At 37.9% G+C, this 22,260-nt stretch carries 7 protein-coding genes; 6 read left to right on the top strand and 1 reads right to left on the bottom strand.

Annotation, left to right across the window (positions count from 1 at the left end; translation table 11 throughout):
- The first annotated feature begins 519 nt into the window (after positions 1-519).
- The 5 genes from ACFIJ7_RS07545 (at position 520) to ACFIJ7_RS07525 (ending at position 18,397) form a co-directional block, all read left to right on the top strand.
- Entirely contained in the window at positions 520-6,342 is a 5,823-nt protein-coding gene (locus tag ACFIJ7_RS07545; protein ID WP_375644946.1) for an autotransporter outer membrane beta-barrel domain-containing protein, read from the top strand.
- Between the two features lie 646 nt (positions 6,343-6,988).
- Positions 6,989-10,348, top strand: a complete 3,360-nt coding sequence (locus ACFIJ7_RS07540) for an autotransporter outer membrane beta-barrel domain-containing protein (protein ID WP_375644945.1) — start codon at positions 6,989-6,991, stop codon at positions 10,346-10,348.
- Positions 10,349-11,472: 1,124 nt separating this feature from the next.
- Entirely contained in the window at positions 11,473-13,950 is a 2,478-nt protein-coding gene (locus ACFIJ7_RS07535) for an autotransporter outer membrane beta-barrel domain-containing protein (RefSeq protein ID WP_375644944.1), read from the top strand.
- 673 nt (positions 13,951-14,623) lie between these two features.
- Entirely contained in the window at positions 14,624-17,035 is a 2,412-nt protein-coding gene (locus tag ACFIJ7_RS07530; RefSeq protein WP_375644943.1) for an autotransporter outer membrane beta-barrel domain-containing protein, read from the top strand.
- 144 nt (positions 17,036-17,179) lie between these two features.
- The gene (locus ACFIJ7_RS07525; protein ID WP_375636407.1) at positions 17,180-18,397 is read left to right on the top strand and encodes an autotransporter outer membrane beta-barrel domain-containing protein; all 1,218 of its coding nucleotides are present in this window, start codon (positions 17,180-17,182) and stop codon (positions 18,395-18,397) included.
- Between the two features lie 257 nt (positions 18,398-18,654).
- Here ACFIJ7_RS07525 and ACFIJ7_RS07520 read toward each other — a convergent pair whose 3' ends face one another.
- Positions 18,655-19,392, bottom strand: a complete 738-nt coding sequence (locus tag ACFIJ7_RS07520; RefSeq protein ID WP_375636406.1) for a hypothetical protein — start codon at positions 19,390-19,392, stop codon at positions 18,655-18,657.
- A gap of 73 nt (positions 19,393-19,465) precedes the next feature.
- On the opposite strand from ACFIJ7_RS07520, the gene ACFIJ7_RS07515 reads away from it, so the two are divergent.
- The gene (locus tag ACFIJ7_RS07515) at positions 19,466-21,613 is read left to right on the top strand and encodes an autotransporter outer membrane beta-barrel domain-containing protein (RefSeq protein WP_375636404.1); all 2,148 of its coding nucleotides are present in this window, start codon (positions 19,466-19,468) and stop codon (positions 21,611-21,613) included.
- Positions 21,614-22,260 lie beyond the last annotated feature (647 nt).

Raw genomic sequence — 22,260 nt, 5'->3', positions numbered from 1 at the left:
ACATGAATCTCTTTATTAATTACGTTTTTAAACTTAAGATATGTCTGTTTTACCGCCCTCAATAAGATAAGCGATTATCAGAAACTTTCTCCTCATCTGAAAACTCAAACAATTTTTTGTCTATACAATATTCAAACAAGAAAAAACACAAAAAACTATAAACGATAGGATAGTAAAATATATTTTTGTATTAAGTGAAAATATCTTCAAATAATTATCATAAAATATCTTAATAGTCATAAAGAACTATCAGTAATTATCAAAAATTATTTTTATTATTTTATCAAGATATAAAAATAATCCCACTACAAACAGAAAATAAATAAACTCATTTAATAAAAAATAAACTATACATAATATACATTTTCATGAAGATTATTTAAAATATTTGACAGAAAAATTAAAATAACTTACCGAGTTAGAGGTAATGTAACAACACTAAGAACAGTAACTCATTTTCTATTCTTCTTATGAGGTCGGTGGGGAAATGAATATTGGGGACTTCAAAGGAGAATACGGATGTATAAAAAATCCCTTTTATCATATACAGCAACAGTCGCGATCATACTCTCTAGTATCTATTCCAATGCACATGCTGAATCTCTTGAAGCTTCAGGAGAAGGACCAGCCGTCACCGGAGAAACCGGTAAGTCCTATGAAATTCTTCATGCAAAAGAAAGTGGCAAAATCACTGGTGAAAATTTAACAGTAACCGGAAATAAGGATACCGGCGAAGGCTCATCCACATCTTCTCCAGGATCATCTTCTCTAGAATCACCCGCTGCTGTAACAGCTGAAGGCGAGAACAGTATGATCACTTTAACGGGGGATAAAACAACCATTAAAGGAACTGATTTTAACATTAACCTTGGTCTTGAAGCAAAAAACAACGGTATAATCAAAATAACCGGTGGAACAGTAAATGCGAAGGAAATGGCATTATTTTCAGGTAACGGCGGACATATTATAGTTGAAAATGTCGTTCTAACAACGGAAGATGACGAAGGATTAGGTGTCGTCGTCGCTAGTGGAGATAAAAGCACGATTGAACTACAAGGAAATACAAAGATTGAAAATGCTGTCGTTGGATTAACTGCAAATAACGATAGCACGATCAAAATGACCGGAGGGTCTATTACAGCTTCTGGAGGGGGGGCTGCTTTCTTAAACAGTAAGGGCGATGCAAACGAACTGAACGGAGTGACGATATCCAGTCATAATGAAGTACCACTGCTATTCGGAATCAGTGCAAACAAAAGCATGGTAACTTTAAAAAATGTAACAGTCACTCAAGCAGAAATAGGCATATTTGCGAATGATTCTAAACTAGAAGTTTTTGGGGGAGAATTTAATGGAAAAAACCAAGGAGTATATGCTCTAAATGGTGGTACCGTTATTTTAAATAAAGGCGAAAAAGATGGTGCTACAATTACATCAACTGATGGAACAGGACTCGTTACAGAAGGTAAAAACTCTACAATCAAGATGACTGGAGGAATAGTAACAGGAAATCAAGCAGTATTATCTGCAACACAAGGCGGACACATCGAGGTCACGGATGTTTCTCTAAAAACAAATAGCAAAGGAGTTGGTGCACAATCTACCGGTCCTAACAGCACGATTGAATTGCACGGAAACACAATAGTTGATGATGCTGTAATCGGACTTTTTGCACAAGACGGCGGTGCAATCAAAATGAGCGGTGGTTCTATTACAGTATCCACAACTGGCAAATCTACAGTTGGTGCGAACTTCTCAAACAATAGTAAAGGAAATAAGCTTGAAAATGTGACAATATCAAAAAAAGAAGGTGATACATCCTCATTATTGGGAATAAGCGCCATCGATAACAGTCAAGTTACGTTAAAAAATGTAACCGTAAAACAAGCAAAAAAAGCTATTTTTGCGAGTAATTCTGAAATAAACGTATTTGGAGGAACATTTGAGACGGAAAATGACACAGTGTATGCTTTAAACGGTGGCAGCATCACTTTAGCTAAAAATGGAAACGATGGTACTACAATTATATCAACTGATGGAAATGGGCTCCATGCAGAAGGTGAAAACTCCATAATAAAAATGACGGATGGAACAGTAACCACGAAGAACTACGCATTATTTGCAGAAGATAAAGCACATATCGAGGTAGAAAATGTTACTCTAAAAACGACAGGGGACAAAGAAGGAGCTGGTGCAATTGCTATTGGTGACGACAGCGTCATTAAATTACATGGAAATACAACTGTTGATAATGCTATAATTGGACTCTTGGCACAAGACAATGGTGCAATTAAAATGACCGGAGGATCCATTACAGCTTCCAAGATTGGTGCTTACTTCGAAAACACTGAGAGCGAAAAGAACAAACTGGAAGGTGTGACGATATCGAGCGGTAAAAACGATGCGCCACTAATCGCTGGAATAGAAGCAGACAAAAACAGTACAGTCGCTTTAAAAGATGTAACCGTTACGCAAGCAACCAGTGCCATAATTGCAAATGATCACTCGACAATAACAGTCTCTGGAGGATCATTTGAAGCAAAAGGTATAACAATAGGTGCCGCAAACGGCAGCACCATTACTTTAACCAACGAAGCGCAAATTACCTCATCTGAAGACTATGGACTCTATGCAGAAGAATCCGGTAGCACCATCACAATGACAAAAGGAAACGTTACGGGGAAAGGTGTGACATTGGCTGCAGAAAATGGCGGACATATTACGGCCACAGATGTTACTCTAAAAACAACAGATGGCGATGGTATCGGTTCAGGTGCTGATGGCTCTAATAGTGTAATTAAGTTGCTTGGAAACACAACGATTAGTGATAGCAACATCGGAATTGGAGCAAGAAATAGTGGCGCAATCAGCATAACTGGGGGATCCATTAAAGCTTCCCGACTTGGTGCTTACTTCGAAAACACTGAGAGCGAAAAGAACAAACTGGAAGGTGTGACGATATCGAGCGGTAAAAACGATGCGCCACTAATCGCTGGAATAGAAGCAGACAAAAACAGTACAGTCGCTTTAAAAGATGTAACCGTTACGCAAGCAACCAGTGCCATAATTGCAAATGATCACTCGACAATAACAGTCTCTGGAGGATCATTTGAAGCAAAAGGTATAACAATAGGTGCCGCAAACGGCAGCACCATTACTTTAACCAACGAAGCGCAAATTACCTCATCTGAAGACTATGGACTCTATGCAGAAGAATCCGGTAGCACCATCACAATGACAAAAGGAAACGTTACGGGGAAAGGTGTGACATTGGCTGCAGAAAATGGCGGACATATTACAGCCACAGATGTTACTCTAAAAACAACAGACGATGGTATCGGTGCAGGTGCTGATGGCTCTAATAGTGTAATTAAGTTGCTTGGAAATACAACGATTAGTGATAGTGCAATTGGTCTTCACGCCCAAAGCAATGGCGCAATCAGTATGAAGGGAGGAAGCATTAAAGCTTCTGTAGCTGGTGCTGTCTTTTCTAAAAGTGAGAGCGAAGAAAACTATCTGGACAACGTGATAATATCAAGTAGTGAAGGCGGTGCGCTGCTAGGCTATGGAATAGAAGCAGAAGAAAAGAGTAAAATCACTTTAAAAAATGTAACCATCTCTGATGCAATTAATGCCGTAGCTGCATATGACAATTCTACAATTAAAATCTCTGGGGGATCATTTAAGGCGGAAGGTGAAACAATATATGTAGCAGATAGCGGCACCATCAATTTAGACGATGCTGCACAAATTACCTCATCTAATGGTTATGGACTCCATGCAGACGGTTTAAACTCTACCATCACAATGAATGAAGGACACGTCAAAGGGGACCGTACAGCATTGAGTGCGGAAGATGGTGGTCATATTACGGTCACAGATGTTACTATCACAACAGAAAAGCACCTTAGCGGATTAGGTGCAAGTGTTATCAATTCTAATAGTATGATCGAATTGCATGGAACAAATATTAGAGACACTTCGACTGGACTCCTTGCACGAGACGGCGGCGTAATCAAAATGAATAAAGGAACCATTACAACTTCTACAGGGGGAGCCACCTTTAATAACAGTAAAAGCAACGAAAACAAATTGGAAGATGTGACAATATCGAGCAATGGAAAAGGTAACTCGGTAATATTTACAGGATTAAATTCCCAAGCAAGCAATATCACTTTAAAAAATGTACACATTACAAAAGCATTCATCGGCGTAATTGCAATGGATCATTCTCAAATCACAATCTCTGGAGGATCATTTGCTGGAAAAAATGTGGGGATACGTGCAGAGAGTGGAAGCACCATTACTATAACCGAAAACGCCCAAATTACATCATCTAATGGTTATGCCCTCCATGCAACCGGCTTAGACTCCAGCATCACAATGATGACAGGAAGTATAACAGGAACAGAGGCAGCATTAGCTGTTGAAAACGGTGGACATATTGATCTGACGGGAATTTCTGCAAAAGCAGAGAAAAACGGCATAAAATTTGAAAATCCTGTGGAAAATACAACCTCAGAAGTTAATTTAACCAACGCAAAGCTTCACGTTGAAAACGGTGTTGGAATTAACGTAGATGAATTAACCGGCACCGTCAATCTTGGCAATAAATCAGAAATCCGTGCTGATGTTTTATTAGTAACCAAAAATTCAACTGAAGAAAATAATTTAACTTTTACACTCAATTCTGATGACTCCATATTAGAGGGTAGAGCAAAAATTATTAACAGCCCTAAAACAATCTTTAATTTGCAAAACAATACACAATGGATTGTAAAAACCAGTACAAATGAAAACGATGATGATGGCAATCTCCTTGATATTGCTCAAAGATCTCGTTCTGATGTTTCCAAGCTTAACCTCAACAACAGCTCCATTATTTTTGAGAAACCAACAGAAGAGCATTATCACACATTGCACATAGGATCTGGAAAACCAGACAACACAGCAGTCTACAATGCAACGGGAGACGCAAAAATTTACTTCAACATTGCTTGGAGTGATGGCGTAGCAAGTGCCGATCAAAAAACCGATAGGCTTCTCATTCACGGTGATGTCTCAAGCAACACAACAGTTTATATCAAAAGCGATTCAGGGGATAAAAATAGTGTAGTAAATGCTGCTGATCCTTCGAATATCGGTGGACTTTCGCTTATTCAAGTCTCTGGGAAAGCACAGGAAGACTCTTTCAAACTAGCAAATGGCTATACCACAAGAGGTCATTTACCTTATAAATATACGCTGACTGCTTATGGACCAGACTCAAGCCATGGACAAGCCGATATTGCGCAAAACCTGTTTGATGAAAAGAATGAAAATTTCTGGGATTTCCGCTTACACAAAGAAATTCTTGAAACTGGTTCAGGTTCTGGTGTGGACACTCTTGTACCACAGACAGCAAGCTATATAGTTATGCCAAATGCTCTCTTTCACGCTGGATTAACAGATATAGCTAAGCAAGACGAGTTTTTAGCTAATATGAGAATATCCACCATAGGACAAGAACAAGGGATAAAGAACGCATTCTTCTTATACACCTATGGAAATACAGCTACTTTATCTTCCAAGCGTGGTCCTCTGGAATATGGTTATGGTGCTGATATTCGCTATGCTGCTCTCCAAGCCGGTGTCACATTGGCAGCAATTGAAGGGCAAAATACCACAACACATCTCGGTCTTGTAGGTACCTATGGGCAGCTGTCGTTTACACCAAAGGACATGTCAGATGCCGGTAAGAACACGCTGGATAAATGGGCCATTACAGCCTATGGTAGTATACAGCATAACAATGGTTTCTACATCGATACACTCTTGTCCTACGGTATCCTAAAAGGGCATATCGCCAATGCTCTCAGAGGAAATACCGCAAAGTTGAACGATGCCAAAATGTTGAGTGTTTCCACCACTATTGGCAAAGAGTTTGCAACCGGAATGGAAGGTTTAACATTTGAGCCACAAGCACAAATTGCCTATCAACATTTGATGTTTAACACCATTGAAGATGCTGATAATTTTACTGTTGATATGAACAATCCTTCTCAATGGTTAATCCGTGTTGGTGGGCGTTTGACCAAAACCATTTCCACTGAAAACAACCGTCCTATGTCTTTCTATGGAAAAGTAAACTTGATCAAAACTTTTGGTGATGATGGTGCCATTCATATTGGTAGAGACTTTGACCTTGATCCTATGGGACCTGCAATTGAAGGCGGCATTGGCATCAATGCACAACTGTCTCACAATTTCTCCCTTCATGGTGATGTAAGCTATCAACAAAAGCTTCAGAAAACTGGTATAAGTGGTGCAAACTTTTCAGGTGGAATACGCTATCAGTTTTAAGACAAGACTGTAAAATAGCCTATCATTCTATTCAATTTAACGAAAAGGCAACACAATGTGCTGCCTTTTTTGTATATTAAAGCCGTCTTTTTTACTTTTAAAACACCCTTCCCTCTTTATACTTAGCCCTTTACGAAAATCACCAAGACAAGACACAACAAACGCAACAGAGTACTTCATCCCCAATGGATGAAGAGTACTTCTCACTTTGAGAAAAAGAGAAGTCTATTAGAAATAAGTTAATCCCACTGTGTTGAAAGGTGAAAACCCACTTTAAGACCAAGTAAGTTAGCTTTTTTACCAGCCTCTTCTACACCCTTTTCTGTTTCCTCATAACCCCAATTTGCACCATCTAATAATCTCTACCATCACTCAAAAGATGTCATGGTGCCACTATATCAGTATCTCACAATATTTCTCTGAATAATAATATTCAAAATTATAATGCTTTAAATAAAATCAATTATAAATACATTGTGTATTAGACATAATTCATATCAATGATTTTTTAATTTTGACAAAAAACCAGAAATGTCTTACCAAATAAAGACAATTACCGAATTTAAAAACAATTATCCATTTTCACTTCTTCTTATGAAGTTCGCGGGGAAATGAATATTTGGGGGCTCTCATAAGGAGAATACTGGTGTATAAAACATTCCTTTTATCATGCACGGCTACAGCCGCTATCATCCTGTTCAACATCCAGTTCAGTGCACGTGCTGAAATTCTTGAAGTTTCTGAGGGAAAAACAATACCAGTATCCGATAAAACCTATGAAAGGCTTCACGCAAAAGACGGTGGAAAAATCATTGGCAAGAATTTAACGATAAACCACCCAGTCCATTCCGATGTATACGCTGTAACAGCTGAAGGTGTTAACAGTGTAATTGAATTACAGGATAGTAGAATTATCCCAAAACTTGATTCTGATATTGGCCTAGGTCTTGAAGCCAAAGACGGAGCTACAATCAAAATGATTGGAGGTTCTATTGCAACTGCCTTTGTTGGCGCTTCTTTTAATAACACGAATAGCAGCGAAAACATGCTAAAAGACGTAGAGATATCAGACTTAGATAAAGATGGCCTGCAATTACTCTCAGGAATAGTTACCAAGGGAAGCACGCTCACCTTAAAAAATGTAACTGTTATGCATGCATCGAACGCTCTAAAGGCAGATGATCACTCGACAATAACAGTCTCTGGAGGATCATTTGATGGAGAACTCGATGGAATATATGCTTCAAATGGCAGCACGATTACTATCGACAACAAGGCTGAGATTACAACATCCAGTGGTTATGGACTCCATGCTAATGGTATAGAATCCAGGATCACAATGACTGGAGGAACAGTAAGTGGATGGGGGGGTATAGGCACATTGTTTGCCGAAAACAGCGGACAGATTGATGTCACTGGTATTACTATAACATCGACAGATGGCACCGGAAACGGTGCAATCGCCGATGACTCTGGAAGCATAATTGAATTACATAATACAACGATTAAGGATGTTTCAACGGGGCTTGTTACACAACGAAACGGCACGATCAAGATGACTGGAGGTTCTATTACAGCTTCTATAATAGGCGCTTCTTTTAATAACAGTAAGAGCGCTGAGAACAAGCTAGAAAATGTAAAAATATCAAGTGGTAAAGACGATGACCAACAACTTTTCGGGGTAGTAGCCACTCATGACAGCAACCTTACTTTGAAAAATGTAACAGTTACTCAGGAGAATATAGGCATAGCCACCGCTTTTAATTCTCAAATAAACGTATCAGGGGGAGAATTTAATGTAAAAACCTCAGGGGCATATGCTCAAAGTGATAGCACCATTATCATAAAAGACAATGCTAAAATTAATGCATCTGATGGCAGTGGACTCCATGCAAGCGGTCCACAATCCCAAATCACAATGACAGACGGAACAGTATTTGGGAAAAAAGCTGCATTATATACAGAAAACGGCGGGCATATTGATGTAACAAATGTTTCTGCAACAGCAAAAATCGGTGGTTTGCAGATCATGTCTCTCTCTTACACAGATCCCGATAATCCACAAAAACATAAAAGCAGTGAAATCAATTTGGTCAATACAAAACTTCATGTTGAAAATGGTATTGGAATTCTTATTGGAGCTTTCACTGACAACGATATTGAAAATAATGCAAATCTGGCAATCGGTACCGCAAATCTCAAAAATTCAGAAATCCATGCCGATGTTTTACTAGGAAACGGCATTTATTGGAAAGATAAAGAGTTTTGGAACCAGGTAGGTTTAAAATCGATCTCCAACGGTACCTTCACATTAAGCGCAGATCAGTCTACTCTAGAAGGCAAAACGAATATTGCTAAAGGCAGAAATGTACACTTTGATCTGAAAAACAATACAACATGGACGTTGAAAATCAGCAAAAACGAAAAAGATGATGATGGCAATCTGCTTGATATTGCTCAAAGATCTCGTTCTGATATTTCCACGCTTAGTCTTGATAATAGCTCCATTGTTTTTAGCGAACCAACAGAAGAGCATTACCAAACATTGCATATAGGTTCTGGTAAACCAGACACAAAAGCAGTCTACAATGCAACGGGTGATGCAAAGATTTACTTCAACGCAGAATGGAGTGATGGTGCTGCAATAAATGAGCAAAAAACCGATAGACTTTTGATCAATGGGGATGTCTCTGGAACAACATCAGTTTATGTTACGGGGCGCTTAGAAGATGACAATGTCGAAGCAAACACCTCTGCTGCTGCCAATGTCCGTGGTCTTTCACTCATTCAAGTTTCTGGAAAAGCAGAAGAAAGCTCTTTCAAACTTGTAAATGGCTATACCACAAGAGGTGGTTTACCAGATATGTATACACTACGTGCCTATGGACCAGACTCAAGCCAAGGCAAAGCCAATATTGCGCAGAACCTGTTTGATGAAAAGAATGAAAATTTCTGGGATTTCCGTTTGCAACCAGAACTGCTTGGAAATGGTTCTGGTTCTGGCTCTGGTTCAACTCCTGATCCTGAAATAAATATCCCTACCGTTGCCCCTGTACCACAAACAGCAAGCTATTTGGTCATGCCAAATGCTCTCTTCTACAGTGGATTAACCGATATGGCTAAACAAAACGCGCTTTTAGCCACGATGAGAACATCCGTCTTAGGAAAAGAAGAAGAGAAACAAACAGGTTTCTTCCTCTACACTTACGGAAGCACAGGAACCTTATCTTCTGAGCGTGGTCCTCTCAAATATGGTTATGGTGCTGATATTCGCTATGCTGCTCTCCAAGCCGGTGTTACATTGGCAGCAATTGAAGGACAAAATACCACAACACATCTCGGTCTTGTAGGCACCTATGGACGCCTCTCTTTCACTCCAAAGGATATGGATGATGTAAGTAAGAGCACATTGGATAAATGGTCACTAACAGCTTATGGCAGCGTGCAACATGACAATGGTTTCTACATTGATACACTGTTATCCTATGGAATTCTAAAAGGAGATATCGGCAATGCTCTCATTGGCAAAACCGCAAAATTGAAAAATGCCAAAATGTTGAGTGTTTCCACCACTATTGGCAAAGAGTTTGCAACCGGAATGGAAGGTTTAACATTTGAGCCACAAGCACAAATTGCCTATCAACATTTGATGTTTAACACCATTGAAGATGCTGATAATTTTACTGTTGATATGAACAATCCTTCTCAATGGTTAATCCGTGTTGGTGGGCGTTTGACCAAAACCATTTCCACTGAAAACAACCGTCCTATGTCTTTCTATGGAAAAGTAAACTTGATCAAAACTTTTGGTGATGATGGTGCCATTCATATTGGTAGAGACTTTGACCTTGATCCTATGGGACCTGCAATTGAAGGCGGCATTGGCATCAATGCACAACTGTCTCACAATTTCTCCCTTCATGGTGATGTAAGCTATCAACAAAAGCTTCAGAAAACTGGTATCTCTGGTGCGAGCTTTTCAGGTGGAATACGCTATCAGTTTTAAGAAAAGACTGTAAAAGTAGCCTATCATTCTATTCAATTTAACAAAAAGGCAACACAATATGCTGCCTTTTTTAATCTATGTAAGCTACTATTCTTATTCCCTGAAACTTTTTTCTTTCTCCTCAATGATCTCCTTCCCTCCTATTTACACGAATCGCGCAGCATATTCATTATCGAATTTGTCTATAAAGCTAAGCAAAGTATATTTTTAGACAATATTAAAGAAAAGGACATTGGAAAAGATAATGATAAAAGAAGCTCTCTCTTCGTACCTTTAATCTGTTTCTTCAATCCATTAGCTTAACACCACCTGTAAGGATTCATTTATATTTCCATGTAGCGTTTTTTAGGCAAAGCATTTTGACAATGCTTATCCCTCTCATTCCATACAATATATTGATTTATAAAGATAATTATTTATTTTGCATGTTAAATGAGAGTCCCGAATATCGTAGAATTCTCTCATTTCAAACTTGTTTCATGTTGAATCAAATAAAAATTTTCTTGCACGTTACAAGCGGGGCTAGCGTGTGGAGAAAAGTTATATAAGAAAAGCTTAAGAAGCCCTATAATGAACTGTCTCAAGAACCAAGAGCTTGTCACAAACATTGGGAGCTAGCAAAGTGTGTGATGGGCTTGCTCTTTTATTAAGCTTAAAGGTATCAGCTTGCTCCTTCGTAAGCGTAAAGATGATGAGACTCTATGAGCTTTGGTACCCTTAAGGAAAAGTATCTTTAAAGAAAGCCTGTGAATAGCCCCCTCATCTCTTCTTCTTATAGCAGAGAAAATTTGCTGATCGTTTTGGTGAGTGCACAAAATAATACATCTCAACGCTATAGAGCTTTTATAACGATTATCCTTAATAGACAATTTTAAATATCATACTTCATAGTGTTTTTAGCATAAGCTTGACCAAGCTCGGTTTTATGAAATCCATCTTCGCTGCATTACGCTTTCTATTTTAAAATCTCTTCTAAGACCAATTTTTAAACGATAAATAACAAAACGTAATATTCGTTTTGTTGTTTACAATAAAAACATAATGATATAAAAACTGATTGGGTACTTGCGCCATCAGGGGAATGAAGTAAGCATCAAAGCATACCAAATACTAAAGGCATATCTATGTGTAAGAAATATATTTATAAGAAAAATTTTTTGTTATGTACAATTGCTGGAACTTTCATTTTTTCTCATTTTGCTCCAACTTATGCAAATAGACAACCTCCTGAAATTATTAGTGAGTTTAAGCTGGAAAAAGGAGAAGAAAAAACTCTTAATAACGTTTTTATCCGCAATGGATTGAGCGCAGTGCACGCCTCTGAAAAAGCAATTGCCACAATTACGAACTCAACAATACATTCAGCTTCGTTTGCTTTTGCTGTATCACAAGGTGGACGTATTAATGCTAAAGAAGTAAAAGCCAATGCCCTGTATACTGGTCTATCGATTTCAAACGGTATCATTAACATTGAAGATTCATTCATAGAAAGCAAAAAACAATCCGGTATTGTTTTTCATAGCATTTTAGATTATTTTCTGAAAGATGGTGAAGAAGTTATCAATAAGGCAATTCTTAACAATACAAAACTTCTTGTGAAAAATGGTGTCGGTATTTTAGGACCATCATCTTCAAAGTCTGTTGCCGAGGTTCAACTTAGAAATTCAGAAATTCGTTCTGATGTACTATTACAAAATAATGTAAAAAAGAAAACAGATTCAGATCCTCATCCTGTGACTTTTGTATTAACCGCCGATAATTCGATTATGGAAGGAAGAGCAAGAACCTTAGCAGTAAATACAACTGTTTTTAATTTAAATAACAATAGCAAATGGTATTTAAATGTAAGTCAATACGACATAAATCGTGATTTTAGTTCATTTAATTATGCACTCCATGATATTAAGCAACGAGCACTGTCTACCGTTTCAGTACTGAACTTCAATAATAGCTCTATTGTGTTTAATGCACCACATAGGCTGGCAAAGAGTCAATATCAAACCTTGAGTGTAGGACGAACGATTGAGCTCCCTAATCCACACGAAAACAGGGATCCTGCTATAAAAACCGTTTATAATGCAGTAGGCAATGCAAGGATTTATTTCAATACAGAATGGAGTGATGGTTTAAAAAGAGAACAACAAAAAACTGACCGCCTTCTTGTCCATGGAGATGTATCAGGCACCACAACAATTAGTTTCAATAGTCTTTCAAAAGGTGCGCCATCAAAAGAAGAAGCTTCTATTCCCGCGAATATGCGTGGACTGTCGCTCATTCAAGTATCTGGAAAAACAGATGAAAATGCCTTCAAACTAGCAAATGGCTATGTCACAATGGGCAGTTTGCCTTATAAATATGTCTTAAATGCCTATGGACCGACATCACGTCTTGGAAAAGCAGAGAGCACACAAAGCCATTTAGGAGAAGTAACTCAACAATCAAAAGAAAAGTCCTCAAAAACCGACACGACCCCCGTTGTATTAGGTGGTGTAGTTTTAAAGATTGAGGATAATATAAAAGGTGAATCAACACCAAATTCTGAGCAAATAGGGAGCACACAAAACCATTTGAGAGAAAATCAGAATTTCTGGGATTTCCGCTTGCAAAGTGCAACGCTCGATGATGAAGGAAAGATCAGAGCTCTCGTTCCTCAGGTGGCAAGCTATTTGTCCATGCCTAACGCACTATTCTCAGCTGGACTGGCTGATGTAAACAATCAAAACACTTTACTGAACACGATACAAGAAACAGGCTTTGAGAAAAAAGATCATAAAAACAAAGGAATCTTCTTCTCGACTTATGGCAATACGATGACATTATCCTCTCACCGTACGCCATTGCAATATGGCTATGGTGCCGATATTCACTATGCTGCTTTACAAGCAGGCTTTACATCAGTAGCTCTAGAAGATCAAAACATAACCACCAATTTGGGTCTTTTCGGGACATATGGGAAATTAGCTTTCATCCCAAAAGATATGGAAGGTGCTGACAAGAGTACACTCAATAAATGGTCAATTTCTGCATATAGTGGACTGCGCCATAATAATGGTACATATATCCATGCTCTCTTTTCCTATGGAATGCTCAAGGGAGATATCACCACAGCTCTCATAGGAAAGACTGCAGAATTGAAAAACGCTGATACATTCAGTGCATCGGCGACCATTGGACAAAAGTTCGAAACCAGTACAAAAGGATTGGTCTTTGAACCACAAGCACAAGTTGTTTATCAGCGTCTCATGCTTGGCACATTCTCAGATGTCGATGGCTTTGATGTAGATATGGGAAATCCTCATCAATACTTAGTGCGTGTTGGTGGGCGCTTAACACAAACGACGATTTCTATTGAAAAAGGCAGTATTCTTTCTCTCTATGGTAAATTGAATATTATTAAAGCTTTTTCTAACAATGACACCATACAGATTGGTGAATCATTCCACTTTGATTCTATGGGAGCTTCTGTTGAAGGTGGACTTGGTGTGAATGCACAATTATCACAAAATATCGCCCTTCATGCTGATGTTAACTATCAACATAAGCTTCAAAAAACTGGTATATCTGGAGCAAGCTTTTCAGGCGGAATACGCTATCAGTTTTAAGAAAAGGCAAAAAACAATTTATAGTCTATTCATTTTTAATAAAAAAGCAGTACGAATGTACTGCTTTTTTGCAATCTATAGGAAAGAACCATCAATAACGGTTCTTTCTATACAGCTTTCTTTAAAGGATTAGTTTCATTCAAACCAAATGCAACAAAATTCTTTATCTCTCAATGACTGTTGAAGTCTCAAGAGAGCCGCCTTTTTGACTTATAAAAATCGAATGGATTCAATAAAAATTGTTGTATATCGATAAAAAATACAAAATATTTTAGCTTTTTTACATCAAAAAAATTCATAGTGAATAATTCTATATACAAGAAAACCAACTGAAAGCTTTTTGTAAATGCACAACAAATCTTCTCCAAAAACTTTGTAGAGTTTTCATAACAACAGCCTTAAGCAATAAACATCCTTGCAAAATATTTTGATCCTTAGCACTTTAAAACAAAAATACTTATCAAGCTAGGTTTTCTGAAATCCATCTTCGCTGCATTGCGCTTTCTATTTTAAAAGCTCTTCTAAGACCAATTTTTAAACGATAAACAACAAAACATAATATTCGTTTTGTTGTTTACAATAAAAATATAATGATATAAAAACTGATTGGGTACTTGCGCCATCAGGGGAATGAAGTAAGCATCAAAGCATACCAAATACTAAAGGCATATCTATGTGTAAGAAATATATTTATAAGAAAAATTTTTTGTTATGTACAATTGCTGGAACTTTCATTTTTTCTCATTTTGCTCCAACTTATGCAAATAAACAACCTCTTGAGATTCCTACGGTCCAAGTAGCTAATGGAGAAGAGAAGAGCCTTCATAATGTTTTTGTTCGTGGTAAGTATGATGCCGTGATTGCTAAGAAAGGTCATATTACCATTACAAACTCAATAATGCACTCAGGCTTTACTTTGCTTTCTGCAACGTCAGGTGGTCAAATTAATGCCAAAGGAATTGTGGGAGAGGCAGAAGGGCATGGTTTGTCACTCACAAACGGCACAATCCATATTGAAGATTCAACATTAAAGGTCATAGGCCACAGCAGAGCCTATGGTATCAATTTTGGTTATATTTCAAGTTCTACAATAAAAGAAGGAGAAGAAGTTGTAAACAAAGCAATCCTTAATAATACAAAACTTCTTGTAAACGACGGTGTAGGTATTTTCGGACCTTATTATCCCAAAACGAATGCAGTGTACCTTAAAAACTCAGAAATTCGTTCTGATATGTTATTAAAAAATGAAGTCTCACCCTTCTTCGAGGTTCAACCTGCTACTTTTACATTAGAGGCTGATAATTCGATTATGGAAGGAAGAGCAAAAACGCTTCCTCAAAATACAACGGTTTTCACCCTAAGCAATAACAGCAAGTGGCATTTAAAAATTAGTCTATTTGAGTTGGAAAATAGTTTTAGTCTATTTGATTATAAGCTCCTTGATCTTAAAAAACGAGCACAATCTATCGTTTCAGTCCTAAACCTTAATAATAGCTCTATCATATTTAATGCGCCGCATAAACTAGCAGACAATCATTATCAAACCTTGCATGTAGGAAAACATCCACAAAAAGCAGAGCAAAACAGAAACTCCGATGCAACAACGGTTTACAATGCATTGGGCAACGCAAGAATTTACTTTAATACAGAATGGAGTAATGGTCTTACAAAAGAACAACAAAGAACTGACCGTGTTCTCGTTCATGGTGATGTCTCAGGCACCACAACGATCTATTTCAACAATCTTTCAAAGCATGCAGAACCATTCGATGATGAAGAAGATTCAATTCCTTTGAATATGCGTGGGCTCTCACTTATTCAAGTTTCTGGGCAAGCAAATGAAGATTCCTTCAAACTTGCCCATGGCTACACCACAATGGAGGGCTTACCTTATAAATACATACTCAATGTTTATGGACCAACATCCAGCCGTGGGACAGCCGATAAGACACAAAGTCATTTAAGCGGAATATCACAAGAATCAAAACAGAAAGATGCACAAAATACCAATGCATCATCCCTTAAAAAAGAAAACAATGGACAAGCTCCCTTGGAAGAAAATGAGAATTTCTGGGATTTTCGCTTGCAAAGTGCGACTCTCGATGATGAAGGAAAGATCAAAGCTCTTGTTCCTCAAATGGCAAGCTATTTGGTTATGCATAATGCAATATTCTCCTCTGGCTTGGCTGATATAAACAATCAAAATACACTATTGGATAATATGCACTCAATAGTTTTCGGATTAGAAGGTCATAAACAGAAAGGGATATTCTTATCGACTTATGGAAACAAGATGACGTTATCTTCCAGCCGTAGTCCATTGGAATATGGTTATGGTGCAGATGTTCGTTATGCTGCTATCCAAGCAGGCATGACATTAGCAACGTTAGAAAATCAAAATATGACCGCGAATCTTGGTCTTTTAGGCACATATGGAAAGCTTTCTTTTGCGCCAAAGGATATGGAAGGTTCTGACAAAAGCATACTAGATAAATGGTTCTTTACGGCATATGGGAACCTCCACCATGACAATGGTCTCTATGTTAATGCACTTTTCTCTTACGGCATTTTAAACGGACATATTACAACAGCCCTTATCGGCAACACCACAGAGTTAAACAATACGGATACATTAAATATATCAGCTACCGTTGGACAAAAACTAGCAACTGGTATTGAAGGGGTGTCCTTTGAACCACAAGCACAACTTATTTATCAACACATTGCATTTGGCACTCTTTCAGATATTGATGGCTTCCAAGTTAATATAAAGACCCCTCATCAATGGTTGGTCCGTATTGGAGGGCGTTTAACGAAAACAATGCTTCCCATTGAAAAAGATCGTGTTCTTTCTTTTTATGGTAAATTGAATGTCATCAAAGCTTTTGGTGAAAAGCGCACTATCAATGTTATTGAATCTTTCTATCTCGATTCTATGGGCTCTTCCCTTGAAGGTGGGCTTGGCATTAACGCGCAACTTTCTAAAAATATCGCACTTCATGCTGACGTTAATTACCAACATAAACTTCAAAAAGCTGGTGTCTCTGGAATTAATTTTTCCGGTGGAATGCGTTATCGCTTTTAGAAATCTTAGCTCTCTATTTTGACGCATAAGCAGCGCTGAGATGAAAACAGTGCTGCTTATATTTTACTACATTACAAAAATTGTAGTGTGTCAAAAAGTGGTTCATTTTTAGCAAAACAAAAAAATATCTTAAGGAACATCTCTATGCATAAGAATCTTTTATGTACAGCCGCTTGTGCTTTGTTTTTTTCTTCTTTTAATTTTACGTCTACCAGTACCGCTTCTGGCTTAAACCCTCAAACACGCCATACCATTGATTTAATAAACACACCAACACAAGCATCGAAAACGACTCTTAACACATCCGCAAAAGCTCATGTGAAATTACCCATAAAAGTTAGGAGAACCGCTACCGCTGATACCGAAAGCACCTCTAAACTTACAGATAATGAAGCAGCCGCAACTTCTGCTTCTCTTGATTTGGCAGAAAAAAGAACAATTCTTACGCCACAAAAAGAAAGCTCTTTAGTCATGCCTATCGCGATGTTTTCTGTCGGTTTTTCTGATGTCAACAATCAAAATATCTCGTTAGACAATATGCAAATAACAATGTTTGAACCCAAAGATCATCCAGAGAGAGGCGTTTTCTTATCCACTTATGGCAATAAGAGCACCTTTTCTTCCAGCATTCAAGCAAAACAAGATGGTGTTCAAGCAGATATTCGCTATGCTGCATTTCAAGCAGGGGCAACATTAATAGCGCTAAACGATCAAAATATCAGCAGCAATTTTGGTCTTTTCGGAACATATGGGAAATTGTCTTTTACTCCTAAAAACAAAGAAAGCTCTCATAAGAAAATGCTTGATAAATGGTCACTCACCGCATATGGAAATATTCAACATGACAGTGGCCTCTATGCAAGTGCATTTCTCTCTTATGGAATTTTCAAAGAAAATAACACCACAGCTTTCATCAAACATACCTCAAAAGTAAATAATAGTAAAACATTAGGGGCCGCTGCAACTGTTGGTCAAAAACTGTCAACCAGTTTGAAAGGTGTAATCCTAGAACCGCAAGCACAACTTGTTTATCAGCGTCTCATGCTTGGCTCTTTCTTAGATGACGATAACTCTAAAATAGACATAAGCAAACCTCATCAATGGTTGCTCCGTATTGGCGGACGTTTGACGCAAAACAAAGGCCATGCCCTTTCCTTCTACGGCAAACTGAACGCGATCAAAACTTTTAGTGAAAACCTTCCGCTTGCTGCTATGGGATTTTTAATCGAAGGTGGTTTTGGTATTCAAGCGCACTTATCTGAAAATATCGAGTTTCATAATGATCTCAGCTATCAACATAAATTTAAAAAAGATGGCATATCTGCAATAAATATTTCCGCTGGAATGCGTTATCACTTTTAAAAATACTGGTATTCCTATCTTGAAATATAAAGCACTCTCATTATGTTTCGTTTTGTCTCTTACAAAAGAAACATAATGAGGTCAAAGTTTTATCTTTTATGAGAGAGGGGAAATATTTAGGAATACATCCATATGAAAAAAAGTTTTTTACTATACACAGTTTCTGGAGTTCTGTTTTATTCTTCCACCAGCTTGTCTTATGCTCTTCATGATACGAATGCACAACCTACGATAGATCTCCCGTCTCCACAACCCGCTCATTCAAATGCATCATCTTCATATCCACCTTTAACATCTAGCTCTACAAGAACGATCATAACCCCTCTTGTTACAAAGAGTGAATCTACAACGCCTACTCCTACGAGCACTCTACCTTCCACAACCCAACTTGAAGGAAATTTAGTTGGAAATACAATTTCTTCTTCAAAACAAAACTCTGATCTTAGCCAAGGAAGTACACAAACATCAAAGACTAAAGTGGCAAAAGGTGTACAATCTAACCCTACAGCCACACAAGATATTCTTACACAATCTCCAACGACAGAAATAGCTCCAACAGCAGGAATGGAAGCAAAATCTAGAAGACGTTCAGGTGTTCTCACCTCTTCTACAGACTCTTCCAGAAAAAAAATGCCCGAAAATTCTGTTGTATCATCACAGTCAGAACCTCCACAACCTGCACCCAGTTTACGACCAACACTTACAAACTCAGAACCTATAAGAGTGGAACTTACAAAACCAACAACAGAGCTATCGCCAACGCCTAAAGAACCAGAACTCGCACAGCCAATATCTTTAAGACCAGAAACTGGAAAACCAGCATTATCGGTACCGCCAAAATCTGTAAAACCAGCGCCCGTACAATCTGCCTCTGCACAAAAAATATCTGAAAAATCAGAGCTTGAAAAACCAATATCACCAATAAAACAACCTGAAAAGTCTACACAAATTGAGGATATAAGCTCTAGAGTTGAGGCTGAAAACGGTAAGACCATAACGCTACATAACAAAAAAATTCAAGACAATGGTTTTGCTGTACATGCAGAGGGAAATAATTCAAAAGTCAACATGATAGGGGGAACAGTTGATGCGCGTTTTGTTGCATTGAGTGTATCAGATGGTGGAGAAATTGATGCTACAGGTATTACTGTAACAGCAGAAACAGCTGGTTTGGTCAACATAGAAGGAACAATCAAACTGAAAGATTCAAGCGTACATGTCACGGGCAATCATGAAGCGGACGGTATTATTTTCCGCAACAATCCGTATAATGCCCCTAGAAAACGATATACACGCAATGCTGAAAGGAATGCCAACGCCGTTCAAGAACAAGATTTAGCCAATATTGCCGATAAAGTAACTCTAGAGAATACAAAGATTTTCGTTGAACATGGTAGGGGTATCAACCTTTATGGAATAAACATAAACGGTGAAGTCAGCCTTAAAAATTCAGAAATTCATGCCGATATTTTATTAAAAAATATAAAAAACGAAAATGCTTTCACAAACACCCTTACACTGGTTTCTAACCACTCTTCTTTAGAAGGTCGAGTAAAAACTTCTAAAGATAATAGAACTGTTTTTGATCTAAAAGAGGGGACGAAATGGCTTTTAAAGGCGAATAAAAACGCTGGAAATAATGATAATGTTTCAGATGACCATGTACAGTTTGGTGTTGATGAAAAATCATACTCTAACCTTTCTGGATTGCGCCTTACAGATAGTGTCATTATGTTTGACAAGCCAATGGAGGGACATTACCAAACTCTGTTTATAGGACCTAATCTTCCGAAAGCAGATGGAACAGCTCATACAACAGCGGTTTATAGTGCAACAGGTGTTGCAGAAATTTATGTAAATACTCAATGGGATAAACATTCTCCTATCACGGAGCAACAGACCGATCGCATTGTGATTAATGGCGATGTCTCAGGCCGTACTGTTGTTCACATCAATCTCCAAGAAACAGATAAAAAAATAACCGATAGCTCTGCTGTTTGGGGAGAAGACATGGCGTCACTTCCTTTAGGGACACATGGGATTTCAATCATTCAAGTTTCCGGACAAGCAAACGAAAATTCCTTCACGTTATCAGGAAACTATATGACAATAGGGAAACAGCCTTATAAGTATGTACTTACAAGCTATAAACCTGGGACATCTCATGAGAGCCAAAATCTTTTTGGTAAGAACAGTAATTTCTGGGATTTCCGCTTACAGAATGCCTACATTGATAAGGATAAAAAAGTTCGAGCACTTTTACCACAGGTAGCAAACTATTTAACCATATCTAATACTTTATTTTCTGCTGGATTTACTGATGTAAACAATCAAAACACGTTGTTAGACAATATGCGAACAACAGTATTTGGGGCAGAAGACAATAAAAAGAATGGTATCTTTTTCTCTTCCTACGGCGAGAAAGTCACCTTATCTTCCAACCGCGATCCACTGCATTATGGTTATGGTGCTGATGTAAACTATACTGCTTTACAACTGGGTGTCATATTAGCCGCCTTGGAAGGCAAAGACATAAGCACACATTTTGGTTTTGTAGGAACATACGGGAAACTTGCCTTTACGCCAAAAGAGATGCAAGATTCTGAAAAGACGACACTTGATAAATGGTCTCTTGCCGCTTACAGCGGCATCCAACATAGCAATGGTATATATGTAAACACCCTTCTTTCTTACGGAAAGTTAAAAGGAAATATTACCACAGCTCTTGTTGGAAATGCCGCACAACTGGATGGTACGGAGATGCTTAATATATCTGCAACCATTGGTCAGAAATTAGCGACCAACACAAAAGGATTGGTATTTGAACCACAAGCACAATTCATTTATCAAAATCTCATGTTTGATATCTTCTCAGATGCCGATGGCTTAAAAGTAGACATGGGAAACCCGCATCAATGGTTGATGCGTATTGGTGGACGTTTAACAAAAACTATAATGGCTGTTGAAGAAAGTAAGGCTGTTTCCTTCTATGGTAAAGTAAATGTTATCAGAGCTTTTGGTGATGGAAAAACAATAAAAATTGCTAATACCTTTCATGTTGATCCTACCGGCTCTTCAGTTGAAGGAGGCATGGGGGTGAATGCATATCTTTCTCAAAAAATCGTACTAAACGCCGATATCAGCTATCGGCAAAAACTGCAAAAAGCCGGTGTATCTGGCACCAATTTGTCTGGCGGGATACGTTATCGTTTCTAAAGCAGAAGCTAATTTTAATTTAAATAAAATGGCAGCACAAAGTGCTGCTTTTTTATTTAAACTTATATTTTTTAAATTCTCAAAAATCATTATCACATTAAAGAAGATTTTGACTTATAACTTTTCTTTTGCATATTGAATAAAAAACTGAATACCATAGCATTCTCTCATCAAAACACCCCATGCATAAAGTTTTATGTCTTACACCACACCTCAAGCGATGATGTTTTTACAGCACAACAGAATAAGCATTCATGCGGATTTAAAAAAGTTAGCCCCTTCTTCGCTGTAGACGCTCCATTTATTTTAGATGATGTACATTTAATATACCTGCTATAAAAACTTGCTATCTGTTATAAATTCTTAAAAGCGTGTTTTTCCTCTAAAATCTCAATGCCACACCAACTCCACCATAAGACAAAATATTGATTTATAAAGATTGTTCATTGTTTTGCATGTTAAATGAGAATCCAGAATAGCGTAAGATCCTTTCATTTCAGACCTGTTCCATGTTGAATCAACCAAAATCATGTCTCTTGCAAGTTACAAGCGGGAAGAGCCCTTGTGGATAAAAAACTATTAAGAAAGGATTAAAAATGCCCCTGATGAACCGTCTCAAGTGCCAAGAGCTGTAGCAACACCCACGA

The sequence above is a fragment of the Bartonella sp. MR100HLJHH genome (assembly GCF_042194215.1).
In the GTDB taxonomy this organism is placed as follows: domain Bacteria; phylum Pseudomonadota; class Alphaproteobacteria; order Rhizobiales; family Rhizobiaceae; genus Bartonella; species Bartonella grahamii.
This window is presented reverse-complemented; position numbering and strand designations above follow the sequence as displayed.